Source organism: Carboxydocella sp. JDF658 (genome assembly GCF_002049395.1).
GTDB lineage: Bacteria > Bacillota.
This window is the reverse complement of sequence record NZ_BDLR01000003.1, coordinates 20,554-41,189: the sequence shown is the minus strand read 5'-3', so window position 1 is coordinate 41,189 and position 20,636 is coordinate 20,554. Positions and strand designations below refer to the sequence as shown.

General features: G+C 50.8%; 24 protein-coding genes. All 24 read right to left on the bottom strand.

Annotation, left to right across the window (positions count from 1 at the left end; genetic code table 11):
* Window positions 1–133 precede the first annotated feature (133 nt).
* Window positions 134–622, bottom strand: a complete 489-nt coding sequence (folK, locus tag JDF658_RS00705) for a 2-amino-4-hydroxy-6-hydroxymethyldihydropteridine diphosphokinase (RefSeq protein WP_079906162.1) — start codon at window positions 620–622, stop codon at window positions 134–136.
* Window positions 622–981 (bottom strand): dihydroneopterin aldolase, encoded by a 360-nt coding sequence (gene folB, locus JDF658_RS00700; RefSeq protein WP_079906161.1) that lies wholly within the window; start codon window positions 979–981, stop codon window positions 622–624. The genes folK and folB overlap by 1 nt, the downstream gene beginning before the upstream one ends.
* Window positions 981–2,177: a dihydropteroate synthase gene (folP, locus tag JDF658_RS00695; protein ID WP_242946575.1), complete on the bottom strand. Its 1,197-nt coding sequence runs from the start codon at window positions 2,175–2,177 to the stop codon at window positions 981–983. The genes folB and folP overlap by 1 nt, the downstream gene beginning before the upstream one ends.
* Window positions 2,178–2,189: 12 nt before the next feature.
* A complete protein-coding gene (locus JDF658_RS00690; RefSeq protein ID WP_079906160.1) occupies window positions 2,190–2,678 on the bottom strand; it encodes an HD domain-containing protein in 489 nt (162 codons plus the stop codon).
* An 81-nt stretch (window positions 2,679–2,759) separates the two neighbouring features.
* Window positions 2,760–4,430: a formate--tetrahydrofolate ligase gene (locus JDF658_RS00685; RefSeq protein ID WP_079906159.1), complete on the bottom strand. Its 1,671-nt coding sequence runs from the start codon at window positions 4,428–4,430 to the stop codon at window positions 2,760–2,762.
* Window positions 4,431–4,565: 135 nt separating this feature from the next.
* Window positions 4,566–4,967, bottom strand: coding sequence for a thioesterase family protein (locus JDF658_RS00680; protein WP_078666180.1), 402 nt, complete (start codon window positions 4,965–4,967; stop codon window positions 4,566–4,568).
* A gap of 78 nt (window positions 4,968–5,045) precedes the next feature.
* Window positions 5,046–5,495 (bottom strand): nucleoside-diphosphate kinase, encoded by a 450-nt coding sequence (gene ndk / locus JDF658_RS00675; protein WP_078666179.1) that lies wholly within the window; start codon window positions 5,493–5,495, stop codon window positions 5,046–5,048.
* 30 nt (window positions 5,496–5,525) lie between these two features.
* Complete coding sequence (gene ftsH / locus JDF658_RS00670; RefSeq protein WP_079906158.1) at window positions 5,526–7,337, bottom strand: ATP-dependent zinc metalloprotease FtsH; 1,812 nt, start codon at window positions 7,335–7,337, stop codon at window positions 5,526–5,528.
* A gap of 32 nt (window positions 7,338–7,369) precedes the next feature.
* Window positions 7,370–8,758 (bottom strand): tRNA lysidine(34) synthetase TilS, encoded by a 1,389-nt coding sequence (gene tilS / locus JDF658_RS00665; protein WP_159073783.1) that lies wholly within the window; start codon window positions 8,756–8,758, stop codon window positions 7,370–7,372.
* Window positions 8,748–9,179: a threonine/serine exporter family protein gene (locus JDF658_RS00660; RefSeq protein WP_159073782.1), complete on the bottom strand. Its 432-nt coding sequence runs from the start codon at window positions 9,177–9,179 to the stop codon at window positions 8,748–8,750. Before JDF658_RS00660 ends, tilS begins: the two co-directional genes overlap by 11 nt.
* A gap of 17 nt (window positions 9,180–9,196) precedes the next feature.
* Window positions 9,197–9,949 (bottom strand): threonine/serine exporter family protein, encoded by a 753-nt coding sequence (locus JDF658_RS00655; RefSeq protein WP_159071761.1) that lies wholly within the window; start codon window positions 9,947–9,949, stop codon window positions 9,197–9,199.
* Between the two features lie 85 nt (window positions 9,950–10,034).
* Window positions 10,035–12,206, bottom strand: coding sequence for a SpoIIE family protein phosphatase (locus tag JDF658_RS00650; protein ID WP_079906155.1), 2,172 nt, complete (start codon window positions 12,204–12,206; stop codon window positions 10,035–10,037).
* A 105-nt stretch (window positions 12,207–12,311) separates the two neighbouring features.
* A complete protein-coding gene (locus JDF658_RS00645; protein WP_159071760.1) occupies window positions 12,312–13,232 on the bottom strand; it encodes a Ppx/GppA family phosphatase in 921 nt (306 codons plus the stop codon).
* A 51-nt stretch (window positions 13,233–13,283) separates the two neighbouring features.
* Window positions 13,284–13,664, bottom strand: coding sequence for a S1 RNA-binding domain-containing protein (locus tag JDF658_RS00640; protein WP_078666595.1), 381 nt, complete (start codon window positions 13,662–13,664; stop codon window positions 13,284–13,286).
* 81 nt (window positions 13,665–13,745) lie between these two features.
* Window positions 13,746–14,123 (bottom strand): septum formation initiator family protein, encoded by a 378-nt coding sequence (locus tag JDF658_RS00635; RefSeq protein ID WP_079906154.1) that lies wholly within the window; start codon window positions 14,121–14,123, stop codon window positions 13,746–13,748.
* Window positions 14,120–14,347, bottom strand: a complete 228-nt coding sequence (locus tag JDF658_RS00630; protein WP_079906153.1) for a sigma factor-like helix-turn-helix DNA-binding protein — start codon at window positions 14,345–14,347, stop codon at window positions 14,120–14,122. The genes JDF658_RS00635 and JDF658_RS00630 overlap by 4 nt, the downstream gene beginning before the upstream one ends.
* A 157-nt stretch (window positions 14,348–14,504) precedes the next feature.
* Complete coding sequence (yabQ, locus tag JDF658_RS00625; RefSeq protein WP_079906152.1) at window positions 14,505–15,005, bottom strand: spore cortex biosynthesis protein YabQ; 501 nt, start codon at window positions 15,003–15,005, stop codon at window positions 14,505–14,507.
* 15 nt (window positions 15,006–15,020) lie between these two features.
* Complete coding sequence (gene yabP / locus JDF658_RS00620; protein WP_078666599.1) at window positions 15,021–15,299, bottom strand: sporulation protein YabP; 279 nt, start codon at window positions 15,297–15,299, stop codon at window positions 15,021–15,023.
* A 102-nt stretch (window positions 15,300–15,401) separates the two neighbouring features.
* The gene (locus JDF658_RS00615) at window positions 15,402–16,364 is read right to left on the bottom strand and encodes a SpoIID/LytB domain-containing protein (protein WP_078666600.1); all 963 of its coding nucleotides are present in this window, start codon (window positions 16,362–16,364) and stop codon (window positions 15,402–15,404) included.
* A gap of 64 nt (window positions 16,365–16,428) precedes the next feature.
* Complete coding sequence (locus JDF658_RS00610) at window positions 16,429–16,698, bottom strand: RNA-binding S4 domain-containing protein (RefSeq protein WP_078666601.1); 270 nt, start codon at window positions 16,696–16,698, stop codon at window positions 16,429–16,431.
* Between the two features lie 70 nt (window positions 16,699–16,768).
* Complete coding sequence (locus JDF658_RS00605; protein ID WP_078666602.1) at window positions 16,769–17,041, bottom strand: HU family DNA-binding protein; 273 nt, start codon at window positions 17,039–17,041, stop codon at window positions 16,769–16,771.
* 82 nt (window positions 17,042–17,123) lie between these two features.
* Window positions 17,124–18,617 carry a nucleoside triphosphate pyrophosphohydrolase gene (mazG, locus tag JDF658_RS00600; RefSeq protein WP_078666603.1) on the bottom strand — a complete coding sequence of 498 codons (1,494 nt, stop codon included), beginning with the start codon at window positions 18,615–18,617 and terminating at the stop codon, window positions 17,124–17,126.
* A 65-nt stretch (window positions 18,618–18,682) separates the two neighbouring features.
* Window positions 18,683–19,246, bottom strand: a complete 564-nt coding sequence (spoVT, locus tag JDF658_RS00595; protein ID WP_078666604.1) for a stage V sporulation protein T — start codon at window positions 19,244–19,246, stop codon at window positions 18,683–18,685.
* Window positions 19,247–19,516: 270 nt separating this feature from the next.
* The gene (locus JDF658_RS00590) at window positions 19,517–20,608 is read right to left on the bottom strand and encodes a peptidylprolyl isomerase (protein ID WP_079906151.1); all 1,092 of its coding nucleotides are present in this window, start codon (window positions 20,606–20,608) and stop codon (window positions 19,517–19,519) included.
* Window positions 20,609–20,636: the final 28 nt, after the last annotated feature.

Sequence of the window (20,636 nt, the reverse complement as noted above, 5' to 3'; positions counted from 1 at the left end):
GAAGTGCCTTTCTCCTTCCGTCTCGGTCCGAAGCGGCTCCAAGCGGTTGATTGTATGCATTTCCAGACTAAAGGTACAGCTCTGCCGGAGCAGATACTGTCCTGAATTTTATTGTAACATTATCTCTGGCAAATTACCAGGGGTAGTTGGTAATTTTTTTAATTTTTTGACTTTTTACCAGTGCTTTTCCCAGTTCCGTCACAGTACAGGTTCCCAGTCTAAAGTCCGGCCAGAAATCGGCAATGGGCAAAACTACAAAAGCCCTTTCCGCTGCCCGTGGATGGGGCAACTGCAAAAAGTCGGTTTGGCGCTCTTCTCCTTCATACCAGATCAAATCCAGGTCAATGGTTCGGGGCCCCCAGCGCAATTGCCGTACCCGCCCCAGCTCCGTTTCCAGCTGCAACAATCGGGCCAGCAATTCTTCCGGGCTCAACTCCGTTTGCACCAGGGCCGCACTGTTATAAAACCAGTCCTGTTCGGTATAGCCAACTGGTTCAGTTAGATACAGCCCCCCAACCATCACAGTCTCTATTCCTAATTCCGGCAGAGTCATCAGCACCCGCTGCAAATTTCCCCGCACCGGGCCCTGGTTCCCTCCCAGGGCAATAATGGCTTTTTTCATCAGCCCCGACTCCTTTCAATTTCTACTGCCACCAGACCAAAAGGCCGGGGAATAGGGGCCTGCGGTTTTTTTACCAGCACCCGGACTTTTTCAATTACAGGATAGCGGAGCATCTCAGCTGCAATCGCCTCTGCCAGGGCCTCAATCAAATTAAATGATTTTGCCTGGCCCAGGGTCACTACTTTTTCCACAATTTCAGCATAATTAACGGTCCGCTCCAGATTATCCTCCTGGCCCGCCGTAGCCAGAGCCAGGTAGAGGTCCAGATCTACAGCAAACCGCTGACCCAGCCTTTTCTCCTCCGGCAGGACGCCGTGGTAACCATAGAACTCTATATCCCTGATTAAAATCCGATCCATTACCAGCACCTTCTTACAATAGAATCAGTCATTCTGGCCACCCGGACCATTGCTTCCACATCATGGACCCGCACTATCTCTGCGCCCATGGCAACTCCCAGAGCCACCGTAGCTCCAGTTCCTTCGACCCGCTCATTGACCGGCAAGCCCAGGGTATTGCCGATAACCGACTTGCGGGAAGTACCCAATAAGATGGGATAATTGAGCGTACGCAATTCCTCCAGTCGCGCCAGCACTTCCAGGTTGTGTTCATAGGTTTTGCCGAAACCAATGCCCGGATCCAGAGCCAATAAGTCCAAATTGGCACCTGCTGCCGTTAGCCAATCAATGCCTTCACGGAAAAAGGCAAGCAAATCCCCCATCAAATCCCGGTATTCCGTTCCCTGCTGGTTGTGCATCATGATGTAGGGAACTCCCGTTTCCGCTACTACCCGGGCCATATCCCGATCAGCCCTCAAACCCCAGACATCATTGATAATAGAGGCTCCCGCCTGAATGGCCGCTTCTGCCACCCGGGCTTTGTAGGTATCAACAGAAATAGGCACATCGATCTCCTCAACCAAAGCCTTGATCACCGGCAAGACCCGGGCCATTTCTTCCTCGGCATCTACCGGAGTGTGCCCAGGGCGAGTGGATTCACCCCCTATATCGATAATATCCGCCCCTGCTGCCACCATAGCTTTAGCCTGCTTGACAGCAGCGGTCAGCTCATTGAATTTACCACCATCGGAAAAGGAATCAGGGGTAACGTTGAGGATACCCATGACCAGGGTTCTCTCCCCCAATACCAGCTCCCTTCCCTGCCAACGCCAGTGCCACTTACGGTAACCGGTAGCAGCAGTCTTCACTACCTCTTCTATTTCCTGGGCCAGCCGTCCCAGACCAAAGGGCTGGGAGCGCAGCTTCTTGCACAAATCCAGGTGTTGCCGTAAGGTCCCCAGCAATAAAACATCGGTTTCCTCACAGCTGAGGTTACCTACCGCCCGGTGTACAGCCGCTTCCCCACCCCGGCTCAACATCTCCTGCTTTAAGATAATGGCCTGTTTGATCCCGATGCCTGTAAGTTTAACAGGCAAAAAGACACTTTTGGCCGCCATCACACCAACACCACCGCTATCGGCTCCAATGCGGGCCAGCTCAAGCCTGGCCTGTTCCAGATTACGGATCAGCACTACTCTGGGATTGGCTTTTTCCACTTGTACTGCCTCCTATCTATAATCATACAGTTGCTGCAAAACCAGCATTTTTTCCCGTTTATAGCAATCCTCAACCCCGCACTGCAGGCAGGGACGGGAGAGCTTGTCCGCCAGATAGAGATAGCGGGCCCAACCCTCTACCTCTCCCCGGCGGTGTCCGGCAATAGCCTGACAAACCTTATAGATGAATTCAGCGGGCATTCCCAGTTCAACAAGAATCTCCCCGGCCAGCCGGGCCGAAACCTGGGCATGATCTTCACCGGTAGCATATTCCACTGCCCGCCCCAGATCATGTAACAGCCCGGCGGCATAAAACCCTTCCCGGGCCTCAGGCTCCCGTTCATCCCTCTCTTCCAAGTATAGCATATAAGCCAGCCGGGCAACAGCCCAGGCATGCTCCCAGCCATGTCGGCAATAGATTCTATCCTTTTCCCAGGCGGCTATTTCCGTAAATGCTGCCCTCACCCGGGGATGATTGATTAGACGGTTGAGTAAGTCCATTATTACTACCTCCTGCCCGCCTCTAAAAAAGATGGACCCAGGTCTCCCTGGGCCATCTCCATTATACTATATAACTGCAGTTTAGAACAAACCGGTGATTACACCGTTTTCGTCAATATCAATGAACTCGGCGGCCGGGCGCTTGGGCAGGCCGGGCATGGTCATGATATCCCCGGTAATAGCTACCAGGAAGCCGGCGCCTACAGAAGCCCGGATTTCCCGCACGGTAATGGTGAAGCCACTGGGACGGCCCAGTTTGGTGGGATCATCCGACAGAGAGTACTGGGTCTTGGCCATACAAACCGGGTAGTTGCCCAGGCCCAGTTTTTCGAAGCCTTCCAGAGCCTTTTCTGCTTCTTTGGTGAAGATGACCCCATCGGCACCATAGATTTCCCGGGCGATGGTTTCGATTTTTTGCTTGACGGGCATTTCCAGGTCATAGAGGAAGCGGAAGTCTGCCGGCCTGGTTTCCAGGGTCTTGAGCACTTTTTCTGCCAGCTCGATACCGCCTTCGCCACCTTTGGCCCACACTTCGGAGAGCGCCACTTCAGCACCGGCTTCTTCACAGAGCTGCCGTACCAGAGCCAGCTCTGCTTCTGTATCAGTGGGGAAGCGGTTGATAGCTACAACGGCGGGCAAGCCAAACTTGCCGACGTTCTCAATATGCTTTTCCAGGTTGGCAAAACCCTTGCGCAGAGCCTCCAGGTTTTCCTGGTTCAGGTCAGCCCGGGCTACACCGCCATTGTACTTCAGCGCCCGTACAGTAGCCACGATTACTACTGCATCCGGCTGCAGACCGCCAAAACGGCACTTCAGGTTGAGGAACTTCTCAGCCCCCAGGTCAGCACCGAAACCAGCTTCAGTTACCACATAATCAGCCAGTTTCAAAGCCAGTTTGGTAGCCTGGATACTGTTACAGCCGTGGGCGATATTAGCAAAAGGACCGCCATGAACAAAAGCAGGTGTATGCTCCAAAGTCTGGACCAGGTTGGGCTTAATGGCATCCTTGAGCAGAACAGTCATGGAGCCTTCAGCCTTCAGATCCCGGGCATAGACCGGCTTGCCATCATAGGTGTAAGCAACCAGGATATTGCCCAGACGCTTCTTCAGGTCATTGATGTCATTGGCCAGACAGAGGATGGCCATGATTTCGGAAGCAACAGTGATGTCAAACCCGCTTTCCCGGGGTACACCCTGAGCCTTGCCACCCAGACCGATCACGATTTTCCGCAGGGCCCGGTCGTTCAGGTCAACGACACGACGGAACAGCACCTGCCGCGGATCTATTCCCAGTTCATTTCCCTGGTGCAGATGGTTATCGATCATGGCTGCCAGCAGGTTATGGGCAGTGGTAATAGCATGGAAGTCTCCGGTGAAATGCAGGTTAATGTCTTCCATGGGCACGATCTGGGCATAACCACCACCGGCTGCCCCCCCTTTGATCCCGAAGCAGGGCCCCAGGGAAGGTTCCCGGAGAGCGATCATAACTTTTTTGTTCAAGCGGGCCAGAGCATCCCCCAGACCAACGGTGGTGGTGGATTTGCCTTCACCAGCCGGGGTGGGGTTGATAGCGGTGACCAAAATCAGTTTACCATTTGGCCGGTCGGCAACCCGCTTCCAGACGTCAGCGGAAATCTTAGCCTTATACTTGCCATACAGCTCCAGATCATCAGGGCTTAAACCCACTTTGGCGGCTACTTCGGTAATAGGTTTTTTCTCCGCCGCCAGCGCGATTTCGATATCGGATTTCACAATCTCATCCTCCCTCATCCTCTTTTATTTGCAGGGGTCCTCTCCCCTTCTGCACATACTGGTGTAGAATTATTATTCTCCATCGCCAGCCAATTTCCTGCCGGCGTTGGCGGAATTTTTGCAAAATTCTATATTTCACTTCTTCTGGTCTTTTTTAGCCTCAGACCGGCTAATGAACCGGGCGATATCAATAATATAGCGCTCGTGCTTGCCTTCTCCAATGAGTCCTGCCTCATCATAGGCTTCCACCCGGAATAACAGGCGCTTGCCCTCAACTTCCAGCAACTCAGCCTGGGCCCGCACCTGCATCCCTATCGGCGTTGCCGCCAGATGAGTAACCTCCACTTTGGTACCTACCGTTGCCATCCCTTCTGGCAGCAAGGGATCCACAGCACTCAAAGCCGCTTTTTCCATCAACCCGATCATGGCCGGTGTGGCAAAAACTTTCACCCCGCCACTGCCATAGGCGATAGCCGTGTTGGCCTCACTGACTTCCGTGGTCGCCGTGCCAGTCAACCCCACCTGTAATTTTTCCATAACTATCCCCTCCATTACCTAATAAATATAAATTATACCCTGCCAGCGTATTCGCCAGCAGGGCACAAAAAGACCTCTTTATTCGTAAAGCCAAGCATCTACATTCTTTTCGTAGGCAAGAATTTCTTCTTCCTTGAAGTAAATAGCGATTTCTCTTTCGGCCGATTCTACCGAATCAGAGGCATGAACCACATTGCGGCCCACTTCTATGCCATAGTCACCCCGGATAGTACCAGGAGCAGCATTGGCGGGATTGGTAGCACCATTCATGGCTCTTACCCCGGCCACAACTCCTTTACCCCCCAGGACCAGGGCTACTACCGGGCCGGAAGTAATGTATTCCACCAGCCCGGGGAAAAAGGGCTTGCCCACATGCTCGGCATAATGCTGATGGGCCAGTTCTTCAGTAACCCGCATTAGCTTCATAGCCAGCAGTTTGTAACCCTTTTTCTCATACCGGGCCAGAATTTCCCCTACCAGATTGCGCTGAACGCCATCGGGTTTAATCATGACAAATGTTCTTTCCATAAGCTTTTCTACTCCTCCCAACCATATTATTTATTCATTTTCCGCCTTTTGCATCAAAGCGGTAAACTCATCAGCCTCAATGGTTTCTTTTTCCATCAGGGTATTGGCTACCAGTTCCAGTTTATCCTTGTGTTCCAGCAAAAGACTTTCCGCCCGCTGATAACACTCCTCAATCATCCGTCGCACTTCAGCATCGATGGCCTTGGCTACTTCTTCACTGTAATTGCGGTCGCGAGCGATATCCCGGCCCAGGAAAACCTGGTCACTGCGGTTGCCAAAGGTCAGGGGACCCAGGTTTTCGCTCATACCATACTCAGTAATCATGCGCCGCACGGTATTGGTAGCCCGCTCCAGGTCATTTTGCGCCCCGGTGCTGATTTCATTAAGCATCAGGGCCTCTGCCACCCGGCCGGCCAGCAACATGGTCACCTGATCCAGCAGCTGGCTCTTGGTAGCATAATAACGGTCTTCCTTGGGTAGCAGCAAGGTATATCCGCCTGCTCTTCCCCGTGGAATAATGGAAACCTTGTGCACCGGATCAGTATTGGGCAGGAGGTAACCCACAACTGCGTGTCCCGCTTCATGGTAGGAAACCAGTTTCTTCTCCTGTTCAGAAATCACTTTCGATTTCTTTTCCGGACCGGCAATAACCCTTTCAATGGCATTTTCCAGCTCTGTCATTTCGATTTGCTTCTTGTTGGCCCGGGCTGCCAGCAAGGCCGCTTCATTGACCATATTGGCCAGGTCTGCCCCGGTAAAACCAGGAGTTCGCCGGGCCAGCACATCCAGGTCAACGGAGGGAGCAATCGGCTTGTTGCGAATATGCACCTTGAGGATTTCCTTTCTCCCTACCAGATCAGGACGGTCTACCACAATCTGCCGGTCAAATCGGCCCGGGCGCAATAGCGCCGGGTCCAGAATATCGGGACGGTTGGTAGCCGCAATGACAATCACACTTTCCGTCATAGTAAAGCCGTCCATTTCCACCAGCAGCTGGTTCAGAGTTTGTTCCCGCTCATCATGGCCACCACCCAGACCAGCTCCCCGCTGGCGACCAACGGCATCGATTTCATCGATAAAAACGATACAGGGCGCACTTTTTTTGGCCTGCTCGAACAGGTCCCTTACCCGGGAGGCCCCTACCCCGACAAACATCTCTACAAAGTCGGAACCGCTGATACTGTAGAAAGGAACCCCGGCTTCCCCGGCTACCGCCCTGGCCAGCAGTGTCTTACCGGTACCGGGAGGTCCAAAGAGCAAAACCCCTTTGGGGATCCGCGCTCCCAGTTCATGGAATTTCTTGGGGTATTTGAGAAATTCCACTACTTCCTGCAATTCCTCTTTAGCCTCATCAGCTCCCGCTACATCGGCAAAGGTCACCCGGCGCCGGTCCTCGGAAGCCAGGCGAGCCCGGCTTTTGCCAAAGGACATGACCCGGTTGCCACCCCCCTGGGCCTGTTGCATAAAGAAGAACATCACCCCTACCAGCAATAATACTGGCAGTAAGGAGGTCAGCACCGATAGCCAGACACTGTTTTTGGGCGGAGGATTATGCACTATCTTGACATTGGCATCCATCAGCCGGTCAATCAGCCGTTCATCCTGAATCGGGCCGTAGAGAGCAAATTTTTTGCCGCTGCTATCCACACCTTCAATGGAGTTGGTTAAGTTTTCAGTTGTAATGGTTACTTCCCTGATTTTCCCAGCCTGTACCATTTTGACAAATTCATCATAGGATGGCCTGTTCACTGTTTCAGACGGGCGGCCAGACAGCTCTAAAATGGCAAACACCAACAGGCCGATCAGGAGATAAATGCTGAAACCTTTAAATAATTTGTTCAACCAAGTCACTCCTCCCGCGGTGCGTGTTAAAGTCACTCATATTTACATATTGTACCACAGGACCCGGGCCTTTGCAACAAAGCCACCCATCTTCCTCCCGGGCTTTTCCGGCAAGGATTGTGGCCTGCTTGCCAGCCTACTACCCAAACAATATCCTCTCCCAGCAGGACTAAAGGAATTCGTTCCCGCTCTGAACGGGGAATTTTTTTATCGATCATCCATTCCTTCAGCTTTTTGCTGCCCGGTGCCCCCGCTGGCCGAAAACGATCCCCCGGGCGCCGGTAGCGCACCAGCAATTCTCCTTCTGGTGGTACCCAGAGATAAATCAGTTCCCTGCCTGCTGGCCCCAGCTCTCCAGGTTGCTGAACAACCTGCGCCTGAATTACCGTTCCATCCGGCAACTGAATCTGTCCAGGTAAGGACAGGTACCACTCTTCAGAAACAGTTTCTTCCTTAACCGGCACTGACCGTCGTCGCAACACCAGTTTAGTATAATCTTTTACCGCCTCCAGATCTGCCTTTAAGCGCCAGCTGGCACTGCCGTCCTTCTCCAGCAAACGCCTCACTCCTTCAGTTTTGGCCCAGGAAAGGGGATGTTCAGCAGCGGTAAATTCCCGCCAGGCCCGGCGGATTAACCTGCGTTGCAAAGCCGCCGGCAGGGTTTGCAGGGATTTTAAGTCCAGAACTATTTCCATTTCATTCTGGTAGAGGACCGTCTCCTGCCAGTACTGGTCTGTTACCTTTTCCAGCAACTCCAGTTCGTCCCGCAATAACTCGGCGGTACGGGCCAGGTGTTTTCTTAAAGCCGGTTGAATTTCCCGCTCCAGAAAAGGAAAAATCACCTGCCGAATGCGATTACGGGTATAAATGGGCAACAGGTTACTGGAATCCACACACCATTGTAAATCATTTTTCTTTAAATAAGCAAGTATTTCAGCCCGGTTTACTGCCAGCAGCGGCCGGATAAATTTTCCGCGCCGGGCCGCCATACCCGCCAGCCCGTCCAGACCACTGCCTCTAAGCAAATGCCAGAACAGGGTTTCCGCCTGGTCATCCTGATGATGCCCCAGGGCGATTTTATCCCATCCCCCCTGGTTCAGCAGCTGTTCAAATACCCGGTAGCGAGCAGCGCGGGCCGCTTCTTCCGATCCCGGAGGTTGCTCCAGTTTTTCCACATAAAGGGGAATATTCCATTCCTGGCACAAGCGGCGCACAAACTCCTCATCCCGCTCTGCTTCTCCGGGCCGCATACGATGGTTGACATGTACAGCCCCCAGCTGCCACCGGTATTTATCCGCTAATTGCAACAGGCAATGAGCCAGGGCCACCGAATCCGGTCCGCCGGAAAGCGCCAGCAACACCCGCTCCCCATACTGCAGAAGCTGTTGCTGGACAATATAATGTTCAATCTTATGCCACATTGGCCTTTCCTCCCGTTCTGGCCCGGAACAAAGCGGCCCCCAGTGCCAGCCCTCCGGCAATGGCCAGTCCCAGTAAGAGGGTCTCCACCGTTTTAGCCAGCCCCGCCGCTGTTTGGCCATGGACCAGATTGAACATAGCTTCATAAGCGGACGCCCCTGGCACCAGGGGCACCACGCCTGGTACCAGGAAAATGGGTACTGGCACCTTTCCCAGCCGGGCCGCCGTTTGACTGAAGAGGGCAACCATGACTGCTGCCAAAAACATGGCCACGATCCCATTCAGGTGGATAGTAGTTAGCCAGGTATAACTGGCCCAGCCCAGCCCTCCACCTGCTGCTGCTGTAAATAACCAGCGTCGAGGCACAGCAAATAAGATGCCAAACAAAGCAGAAGCAATTGCAGCCCATAATACTTTTAACATTTTTCTGTCTGCCTCCATCATCCTAATGCCAGTACCAGGGAGACTCCAGCAGCCACGGCAGTGGCAATCAAAATGGCTTCTGCTCCCCTGGCTACCCCGGATAAAAGGTCCTCATTGATTACATCTATTATAGCGCTGGTTACCGCAACCCCTGGTACCAGCAACATAATGGTCCCGATAATGGCCTTGTCTGTTGCCACCGTTGGCCAAAGCCGGCCTACCAGCACTGCCGTTATGGCTCCAATCACTGCGGCCAGGAATGTAGTGATCACTCTGCCTGGCCCTAGCGGTGCCACCAACTGACGCCAGAGCATCACTGTCAGTCCACCCAGACAGGCCACCAGAGCCGCTCGCCAATCCCCACCAAACATCAGGGCAAAAAAACCGGTAGCCAGGGTTCCTGCCCCTGTCATTACCCAGGCAGGGTAATCTGGTGGTGCGTTTTCCACCTCTGCCAGGCGCTGCACCAGTTCGGGAAATTGCAGCTCTCCTTCCACTACCTGCCGGGAAATCTGATTCACCAGCAAGACCCGATGTAAAGCCAGCTCCCGGGCCCGTATGCGTTCCGTCATAGTAGCGACCTTCCCCAGCTCATTCTGGCCGGAAACCACAAAACCGGTAGGAGTGGCAAAAACCTCTACCTTTTTCAGCCCCAGAGCCAGGCCCATTCTCTCCAGGGTATCTTCTACCCGGGTAATTTCAGCTCCATTTTCCAGCAACAACCTGCCGGTCCACAGCAGAATCACAACAATTTCCTTGGTTGATGCCATGCCCATCTGCCCACCTCAAACACTGATAGCATTATTATACCATTATCCAAATAGAAAAGAAAAACCCCCGTAGAGGGGGAAAAATTTACTTTTTGATCAGTCGGAATACTATTACCGTCATATCATCAGCAATTCGGTTATTGGCCTGGATACGGGCACTGTTGAGAATATAATGGGCCAGATTTTCTGGATCCTCTGTCCGGCATTGATGCAAGACCTGGGCCAGCCATTCTTCCGGGCAGGCACCGGTACCATGAATTACCCCATCACTGAACATCACCACTATATCACCGGGTTCCAGCTGGACATTAATCTGGTCCGGTTCCATCTGTTGCAGAATACCTATGGGCAAAGAACCTGATTTAACCAGTCCAATCCGATGCTCCCGTTTGATCAGGGAAAAGACAGCACCGATCTTGACAAAGTGAGCCGAACCATCCTGCAGGTCAATTAAAGCCAAATCCAGGGTAGCGAATTCTTCTTCATCTTTGGAACGCATAATCATGGCTGAGTTCACAGTCTTCACTGCTATCTCCGGATCATATCCCATCTCCAGCAGCTGAGTCAACAAACTGAGGGCCGCCTGGCTTTGTACTGCGGCCCTTGTACCCGTTCCCATGCCATCACTGAGGGCCAGTAAAAACTTGCCATTGTTCAGATTTTGAACCGCCGTACTGTCTCCGGAAATAATACAACCATCCTTGGCTACTTTGGCAATACCATATTCCACCTGGTAGGGCCAGTCCAGTACTTCTGCCGTTTCGCCCGTTACTGCCAGCTCATAGGCGAAAGATTCCATTAAATTGGAAACACCCCGCAGCTGTTCCTTAACTAATTCCTGACTTTCCTGAATCTTATGTTCCCAGAACTTATGTAAACGATGGGCACTGGCCAGGCAGTTAATAGCTGCCGCCATTTCCCGCATGCGAAAACAATATTTCAGCGCCCGGCTCACCTGGGTACTATCAACCCCTCCCTGGGCTTCAGCCAGATTCAACAATAGCCGTATTCCCTGTCTGGTCGCCCGCTCTTCTCTCTGCCAGCAGGTTACCAGTCTGCTGCAGCGACCACAGGCCTCTTTAACCAGCGGAGGCAGAGCATCCTCTTCCCCTTCCCGACCTGTTGAATTAATCAATTGTTCAAAAGTATTGGACAGACCCTGAAAAACACTGGCGAATTCCAGAATACGCTGGGCCGTCATGGCCTTCAGTTTTTCTGCCTCTTCTTTCAACTGTCGCTCCTGTTGCCGTCTCACTCTACCCGCCCGCCGTTGCCATTCTTCCAGTAAACGGGCAGGTAACAGCAAGAATAGTAAAACTGCAATCAGGGTTTCCCCCATGATAATCAACAGCCCCCTGGGGTCGGGTGTATATAAGGAGAGAAATATATTGCTTAACATCAAGCCCAGGGCCGGACCCCAGCGGCCAAAACGTTCAAAAATTCCCGCCAGCAAGCCTCCAAAGGCATAAACCCCGACTATCACGGGAGAATAGCCCCGGGCCGTCAAAGCAGGTATCAGCCCGATAATAGTGCCAATTACCGTCCCACCACCGATACCGCCTATGGTGGCAGCCAGTAGAATCAGCAGACGGCTGAGAATCCCCACCAGACTTAAGCCGTTGATTTCTATACCATTCAAGCCAATAAGAATGCCTGTTCCCAGTATCCCCAGGCCGCCGACAGCTTCAACCGCTTTTTCCCTTTTTTCCAGCAAGGGAGGTAACCAGACCAGCATAAAGTAGGCCAGTACCGCCGCCAGCACCGCCTCTACTGTGCTGGCAACAAAGGCATATAAGGGGGCCTGTCGCAAAAGGGCCATCCCGGCTCTTAAGGTCAAATCAAGGCTTCCCACCAGTATCGGTAAAAACCAGCGACGCCGGGTCTGTTCCGGAATACGCCCGATAATGGTAGCAAAACCCAGGGCCAGCATTGAGGCTACTGCCAGCTGCCAGTAATCCCCTTTTATTGCCAGGGTCAAAGCTACTCCCAGGCTGGTGGCCCATTGGCGCCGGGCATTAAACCAGGCGATTCCCCCTAACAAAGCGGGATAAAAAGGTGAAACATCTTCCAGGATCATGCTGTTGGCTAAAATTGCAGCTATACCCAGCCAGATCAGGTCTTTAAAATCAGGCCTAACTCTTTTTACTTTTAACAGCCCGCTCAGATCAGGCCAGCGCCAGCGCTCCTTCCGGGCTATGGCTGCTTGTCCATCTTCTGTCTGCCGATAGGGATAAATTTCGAACTGGGATTCCAGCAAGCTCCACTCCCCCTTAGCCTGTACTCTACCTATCTATATTTTAATCAGGGGAGCGGGAAAAACTTGTCAGTATTGGTAGGTTGTCCAAATTTTTTCTTCGACAAATTAGGAAAAGTCCCATTTAACCGGGCCTTTTTCGTCATATTTCAGCTGTTCCTGAATATATATATAGATTTGGCCGTAAAGTAAATCGGTCTCACTTAACCAAACCTGCTCAGTGCCCAGCTGGTGGGTAGCAGCAGCCAGGATGGAAGCACCGGCAGGGATGATATCCGCCCGGGCAGGCTGTAAACCAGGCAATTGTTTTCTTTCCTCCAGATTCAGCTCTCGCAGCCGCCGGGCCCAGGCTGCTACCTGTTGGGCTGACAGCTTAAGCCCGTGTACCAGACTGGGCTGATATTTCTCCAACTGCAGCTCCATTGCGCCCAGGGTAGTCGCAGTTCCTCCTACCAGAATCACTTTCTCCGGTTTAACAGGAATGGAGGCTATCCCTTTAGCAAGAAAATCATCGATCTCGGCCAGAGACCATTTTTCTTCCGTAGCTCTGACCGCTCCTATTTTCAGTGAAATAGCCTTTAGCTGTCCTGCCTCCAGCCAGCTGAACTCAGTACTGCCACCACCGCTGTCTATGACCATTACTCCATCTCCCTTTTCCAGCCCCAGGCCCTGAACTGCTCCCAGCCAGCTATACCAGCCCTCCCGTTGCCCATCAATGCAGGTAATCTCTGCAGACAATGGCACCAGACGATCTAGCAGCTCCTGTCCATTAGCAGCTTCCCGAACTGCGGCTGTCGCCACCCCTAATATTTTTTCCGCCCCTTTCTGCCGGGCGCGTTCAACAAAACCAGTAATAGCCTCCACAGTACGCTCGATGGCTTCCGGCAACAAAATACCTCCGGCCATCCCTTTGCCCAGCCGGGTCGTAGCCAGGTCCTGTTCAACTACCCTTAAGCCCTGGTTTTTTTGCCAGTGCACCAGAGTATAACGGCAGGAATTACTGCCAATATCCAGACCGGCGATCAACATTAGCCTCATCCTTTCCCCATAAAATAAAGCCAGGCTGTGCCTGGCTCTGATTTATCCTCTTCTGCTGCCGCGGCCACCCCGCTTGGCTTCGGTAGCTCGCCGCAAATCAGCCTGCCGTTCATCACTGTCCTTCAGAAAACGGGCCAGCCTCTCCTCAAAACTGATTTGAGAGCGCTTGCGGTCTGCCCGTTCCGGAGCTTCCTGAGTCTGTTTAATGGACAGGCCGATTTTACCCCGGTCATCCACATTCAGGACTTTAACCCGTACAGTGTCCCCCTCCTTGAGAAAATCCCGCACATCCTTCACATAAGTATGGGCAACCTCGGAAATGTGAACCAGTCCCGTTTGCCCGTCCGGCAATTGCACAAAAGCACCAAAATTGGTAATGCCGGTAACTACTCCCTCAACGATGCTCCCTACTGCGATGGCCATAAACAGAGAATTCCTCCTTAATGTCATATATCAAAATTATATAGGTTACAAGAAAAAACTGTCAAGCAAAACCTTTTTCCCTTATTGTTTTTTCTTACCGACAGCGGGAATTACCACCTTTTCCCCTGGTTTTACCAGATTCAGCTCTTCCCGGGCCCGGCGCTCTATGTACTCATCAGTTTGTAACAACTTGATTTCTTCTTTTAACTTAGTATTACTCATTTCCACTGCTTTTATTTTGTTTTGCACAGAACTGATTTCCTTTTCCAGCTGATTCATTTTTACAGTCTGGTGTACAAAGGAGCCCACTACGATTACACTATATGCCAGAAAAATCCCCACCACTACCCGGCGCCAGAAGAATCTGGATTTGGAACTTCCGGTCTTAACCTTTTTCGGCGTTTCCTTCTCCAGCCGCTGATTTAGATCCACTATTTTTCCTTCAGCCCGTTTACTCATCCCTCATCCTCCTCCGGCTGTCCCAAACCCAGGACATCCCCGCTCATCACAATCACAACCTGATAGCCCTTGTTTCGGGCGCGGTTATATAAGGTAGCCACTGTAGCCGGGCTTAAGCCCAGCTGCTTGGCCACAGCATCTGTCGACCAGCCCATTTCTTTTAAAGCCACCACCTGGCGTTCCCGGATGCTCAGTTTTTCCACACCCCGAATTTCAATCTGCACCTGTCATTCCTCCGGACTTATACCCAGCTTGTCCACAAAAAATATGGATAATAAACAAGTTATCCACACAGTTATCCACAGCAGTGGATAACTGTAGTGCATTTATTACAAATTCATTACAATACTTCTACATGTTATCGTTAATTCCTGCTGCTAATTATTTCCGGCGCTCCTTTTTTTCTGTCCACCATTTCTCCAGGCGCTGGTAAAGGTTGCGTTTAGGTTTTATCCACAATCTTATCCACAAATTTTTCCACAATATCAACAACCAGCGCCACGGCCAGGCCAGAACAATCCCCAGCCAGACCAGAGGCCGGGTCACCAGCCAGATTATTCTCTTGATCAGATTTACCAGCCGGCGCCAGATCTGCGAAATAATCCGATAAACATGAGGGCTAAACCAAACCCAGTAACTGGCCAAACCCAGAGTTACAGCTAGCAAAATATAAAAACGCATCTGCCCGCCATTAACCCCCAGTAAGCTAAAAAAAACCAGGATAGTTGCTATAATCCAGTAGATCAGATCTCCCAGGGCCTTAATCCATTTCGGCCAGTGGTAAAATTCCGACCAGAGACGATAAAAATCAAAAATAATGCCCAGCAAGGCTCCCAATCCCCAGCTAAAAAGAAAAGAAAGGAGTTGAAGCCTGAGTTCCACTCAACGCCCTCCTTTCTATTTGAGCAGCTTGTCAAAAATTCCCTTGCTCTTGCCCCCTTTGGTTTCCGCATAAGTCAGGGAATAAAGGTAGCCCTGTACTACCAGTTTGCCTTCCTCCATATTCAACTGGGTGATATTCAACCCCTCACCCTTCAGGATGAGGTTGCCCAGATTGGTTTTCAGGCTTATCACCTGTTCATCAAAGGAATCCACGTGCTCCACCCCGGTTATGATTACTTCTTCCCGGTTGAGCACTTCCAACCGCTGACCAGTTACTGTTTTCTTGCTCTCCATCCCACTATCCCTCCTTTTCCCTTGTTCATTTTTAATTTATGCCCCTTGTCCCTTGAATATGTCAAAAATGCCCCCATTCCTTTATGGAACAGGGGCCTTTTGCTACCATAACTTTTCTATTTTAACACCTTTATAATAGAACTTAACTATACTCCAGGGCTGTTTCCCTTCTGCAGCCATTTTTTTTGCTCCCCACTGGCAGAGGCCAACTCCATGCCCAAAACCCCTGCCCTTAAAGATGAAGGTTCCGCCGGCATTCTGGATGTCTTCCAGCATCATGGAGCGCATTTTTTCACTGCCCACTGCCAGCCGTAATGCCGGACCGCTAATGGCAACATTCCCGACCTTGAGAGATTCTACTCTCCCTGAAGGTCCGCGTTTAATAATCTGCACTGAAGTTACCTGACCGGGGTCCTGACCGGTTGCCTGTTTTACTGCCCGGGCCAGTTCCTCCCCGCTCAGTTTTACTTCCCAGTGCTTATTTTCCGGGGTAGTGATGGCCATGCAGCCATCGGCTACCGTTGATAAATAAGGGGTAGGCTCTTTTTCATAAGCCAGGCCTTCCTTAGCCGAAGCGGTTTTGCCGCCACAGCAGGCATGAAACCAGGCTTTAACATACTTACCCTGCCAGCGAATGACCTGGCCCCGGGTAAGCTGTACCGCTTTGCGCACATTATCATTGATTTTTTCCGGAGCATAGGCCTGGGATTCCTCAATATCAGTAGAAATATCCGCCCCATACAATTTTTTCACCCGACCAGCCTTGATATTTTCCAGGGTAAAAGTACGGGCCAAAATAGCCTGAGCTCCCAGGGCATTTACCGGCCAGCTGGTATCCATTTCGGCTGCAACCACTCCTGCTACATATTCTTCCAGTTTGATTTTTTTTGTTTGTTTGGTCTTGTTGTCATAGAGTGATATAGTTGGTTCTTCAGTAAACTCTCTCCCGGCCGGCCCTGGCGGTTGCCCGGGTGGTAAGGGTTTACGTAAGGCACAACCTCCACCTATCAGGGTCATCACCACCAGTAATGACAGCAAGATTTTTTGCCATCCCCACCTGAACATATTTTGCCCTCCTTGTCACCTTTTTTCAAGGCTTAGTTTTACCTGGGAGGGCAAAAATATTACATCAGAAAGTGGTTTCCCTGACTTTTATCTCTTCCAGAATTTCATAAAGCTGGCCAGCCAGGGCGGCCGGAACGTTTTCCTTTATCTCCACTACCCGCACCCGCAAACGTCGCTGGCCAAAATCCAGTTCCAGTATATCTCCTGCTTTAACTTCACTGCTGGCTTTGGCCGGCCGACCATTGATCTGAATGCGTCCACCGTCACATACTTCTTTGGCCAGAGTACGGCGTTTAATAATTCGACTTACTTTAAGAAATTTGTCTAAACGCAAACCGATTCCCCCTTAATATGACAAAATCAGGTTCCATGTGGAACCTGATTTTATTCGCTCTTGCTGATAATTACATTACAGCTTCTTTCAGAGCTTTACCGGCTTTGAAAGCAGGTACCTTGGCAGCAGCGATGGTAATTTCTTCACCAGTTTGCGGGTTACGGCCTTTGCGCTCGCCACGGGAGCGAACTTCAAAAGTACCAAAACCAACCAGTTGTACCTTTTCCCCTTTTTTCAGTGCTTCTTCAATTGAAGCAAAGACAGCATTTACGGCTTTTTCAGCATCTTTCTTGGTCAGCTCAGCTTTCTCGGCTACGCTGTTTACCAGATCGGTTTTGTTCACACAAATCCCTCCTGTTTATGTTTTACAGCTGTTTAATTTACCAAATATGGATATTCGCTATAACCCTTGATTTTCCTGCTTTTTACCCATTTTTTTTAGAAATATTTTCATGGTTTTTAGCCAGTTCCCATATTTTGTCTAATTCCGCCAGAGCCAGCTCCTCCAGCTTCTGGCCCCGCTCCCTTACCGTTTGCTCGATAAAGGCAAAGCGACGGCGAAATTTACTACAAGTTCCTTTTAGTGCCTCCTCGGGATCAATGTCGAAAAAGCGCGCCAGATTGACCAGAGCGAAGAGCAGGTCACCCAGCTCCTCCTGTCGTTTTTGCCGGTCATCTAAAACCTGTCCCAGTTCCCGCAATTCCTCCTGAACCTTGTCCCAGGCTCCTCGCCAGTTATCCCAGTCAAAGCCCACCTTGGCTGCTTTAGCCTGCAGTTTATATGCCTGCAGCAAGGCCGGCAGGGATCTGGGAACACCCGCTAGTAGCGATTTCTCCTCTTTGCCCTGTTCCTTCTTTTCCTGGGCCTTGATCTGTTCCCAGTTACGTATCACCTCTCTGCTATCAGCCACCTGTGTATCGGCAAAGACATGGGGATGGCGGCGGATCATTTTCTCAGTTATTACCATTATGACATCATTTAAATCAAAATATTCATGTTCACGGGCAATTTGTGTATGAAAAACCACCTGTAACAGCACATCCCCCAGTTCTTCACAAAGCGCCTCCATATCCTGGTTGTCGATGGCCTCTAAAACTTCATAGGCTTCTTCAATTAAAAAAGGTTTCAAGCTTTGATGGGTTTGCTCCCGGTCCCAGGGACATCCCTGCTCTGAACGCAATTTTTCCATAACCGTCGCCAGGGGTTCCAGGGCATAATGGCCGAATTCAGGTTTCCCCTCCGGATTGGGGGCTAAATAGATACTGGTGAGATGATCAATCCAGGGCAAACGATCCAGTTCATACAGGGGTATGACTACCTTTTTTTCGTCAGCCAATCCTGCCCCCCGGATAACTGTAACTGGATATTCATCCGGGTAAAATTCCATCAAAGTTAGTTTAGTCTCAGAAGCAACCAGCTGGTTATATACCTGCAGCAGAAGCAGGCCATTTCTGGGATTGATCCGGGTTTGGGCCAGCGCTAAAGCGTCAATTATTTGTAGCCCCCCTTGCGCCGGGTCTATTTTCAGGGCTGCATAAATAGCATCCAGAAAACTCATGGCCGGCAATATCCTGACTGTTATCCCCTCTGACTCACAGCGCTTCAGCAACCATTGCACACTGGTCTCTGCCACCAGTGGATGCCCGGGTACACAATAAGCCAGCTGCCCCTTTTGTGTTGCTTGTCCAACCAGCTCCTGTACGATTTTTTCATATACGGCAGCAAAATCCTCAGCTTCTTCATAAAAATGGTCACAGCTAGCGCCTGTAATACCCTGTTGTTTTAACCAGTCAACAATAGGATGTCTATATGTACGGAAAATTATCGGCCCGGTAAAGCCCTTGAGCAACTGCCAGTTGCCCAGAGGGAAAGTTTGCTCATCACCGGGACCAAGGCCGACAATATATATTTCTGCCATCCTCCGTCCTCCTCCAGTCGGTCAAAATAAAGGGTAGTATACCTCAGGCATACTACCCGCCAGCTTCACTGTTCCATTTGTTTGGCCAAAAAGCCCGCTGCAGTCTCAGCCAGCTTTAGTTCCAGTTCTCCCATCCTGACATTGGGGTCTTTAGAGAGAATCAACACTGCGCCGATCTGATCCCCTTCAGCTATAATGGGTGCTATTACTTCCGCTGTAAACTTGCAGGTGTCATCTTCATCATCCACAGGACAACCCAGGCAATGGGGATGTTCACCCGGGTTATTGATAATAACCGCTTTCCTTTCTTCCATCGCCTTTTCCACTGCGGGACCGATGGGTTTATTCATAAACTCTTTCTTAGAGCCTCCAGCTACGGCAATGACATTGTCCCGGTCAGTAATGCAACAGATATGGCCGACTGCTTCATGCAGAGATTCGGCATACTCCCGGGCGAAATCACCCAGTTCCCCAATGGGGGAATATTTTTTCAGGATCACTTCTCCATCCCGATCGACAAAAATCTCCAGCGGATCGCCTTCCCTGATCCTTAAAGTGCGGCGGATTTCCTTCGGTATTACCACCCGTCCCAGGTCATCAATCCGACGAACTATTCCTGTTGCTTTCATGACAATTCCCTTCCCTCCTTTATACCAACTGACAATTTTTTTGTCACTGTTAGTATTTATCGGCGGGAAGGGAATTATGCTACCAAAATTGTCAGACTTCTTATGCTCAGCCGATTATAGGCTTCGTATTACTGCGTCAGCTGTCGCTGCGGCATCCTCGACGTACTTCCAGTACGCCTCCGGTGCCTTGTTATACTCGCTTCTAAACTGCCTACCCTAGCATTCCAATTCTTTGCATCTCGAAGCTCGTACCTCGAACTTCGAACTTCGTTATTGCGCCGGTTTAACAGGCTGGGGTGCGCTGCTGCTACCACCGGAAGTACTGGGATGGCCCGGAGGTAACTGGCTACCGTTGCTGGGAGCAGGGGCCGGGGATGCGGCCAGCTCCTTGTCCTTAATCTCGATTTTGGCCTTGCTCTTCAACTCAGCAGTATATTTGGCGAAAGCTTCCTGTTTCTTTTGCATGGGCAATTGCAGGGCCAGTTCCCCTTTAACTTCTTCAAAAGTCCGTTCTTTAGCAGGGATGCGTTCTTCTACCTTAATAATATGATAACCATACTGGGTCTTTACCGGTTCCTTGGTAAAGCTGCCCGGTTTCAGAGAGAAAGCCGCATCTTCAAATTCCTGAACCATCTGACCACGGCTAAAGGTGTATTCGCCACCATTGTCTTTAGAGCCTGGGTCTTCAGACTTTTCTTTAGCCAGTTTGGCAAAGTCAGCACCTTTCTCCAGTTCCTTGATCAGGTCCTGGGCCATTTTCTTGGCCTGTTCCTCAGTCCGGCCTACTTTTTCCTGCTGGGTATCAAATTTGATCAGGATATGACGGGCTCGTACCTGTTCCGGTTGCTTGAACTGTTCCTTGTTTTCTTCATAATATTTCTTGATTTCCTCATCAGTTACCTTGATGTTAGCAGTTACCTTGTTATACAGAGCATCCAGAGCCAGGTTTTGTTTAGTCCACTCCGCAAATTCCTTTTCATCCATGTTATAATTCTTCAGGGCTTCCAGGAATTTTTCTTTGGATTCAAATTTCTTGATGGTCTCTTCTACCCGTTTCTGCACATCGGCATCAGAAGGCAGTACCCCTTGTTTTTTGGCTTCCTGCAACAGGATAGTTTCTTCGATCATGCCATCTAATACCTGCTTCTGGATCGCCTTTAACATAGCTTTACCCTGTTCGGTGTCAAAATTAGCTCCATTTTGCTTGTATACCGCTTTCATTTTTTCCAGGCGGCGTTCAAACTGTTCCTTGGTGATATCCTCCCCATTAACCGTAGCTACCGCATTGCTACCGCAACCGGCTACCAGGGCCAGCATGGCAGCGGTCAGTACGGACGCAACCAGTTTTTTCAGTTTGTACATTCCATCACATCCCCTTTCTGAAAACTGT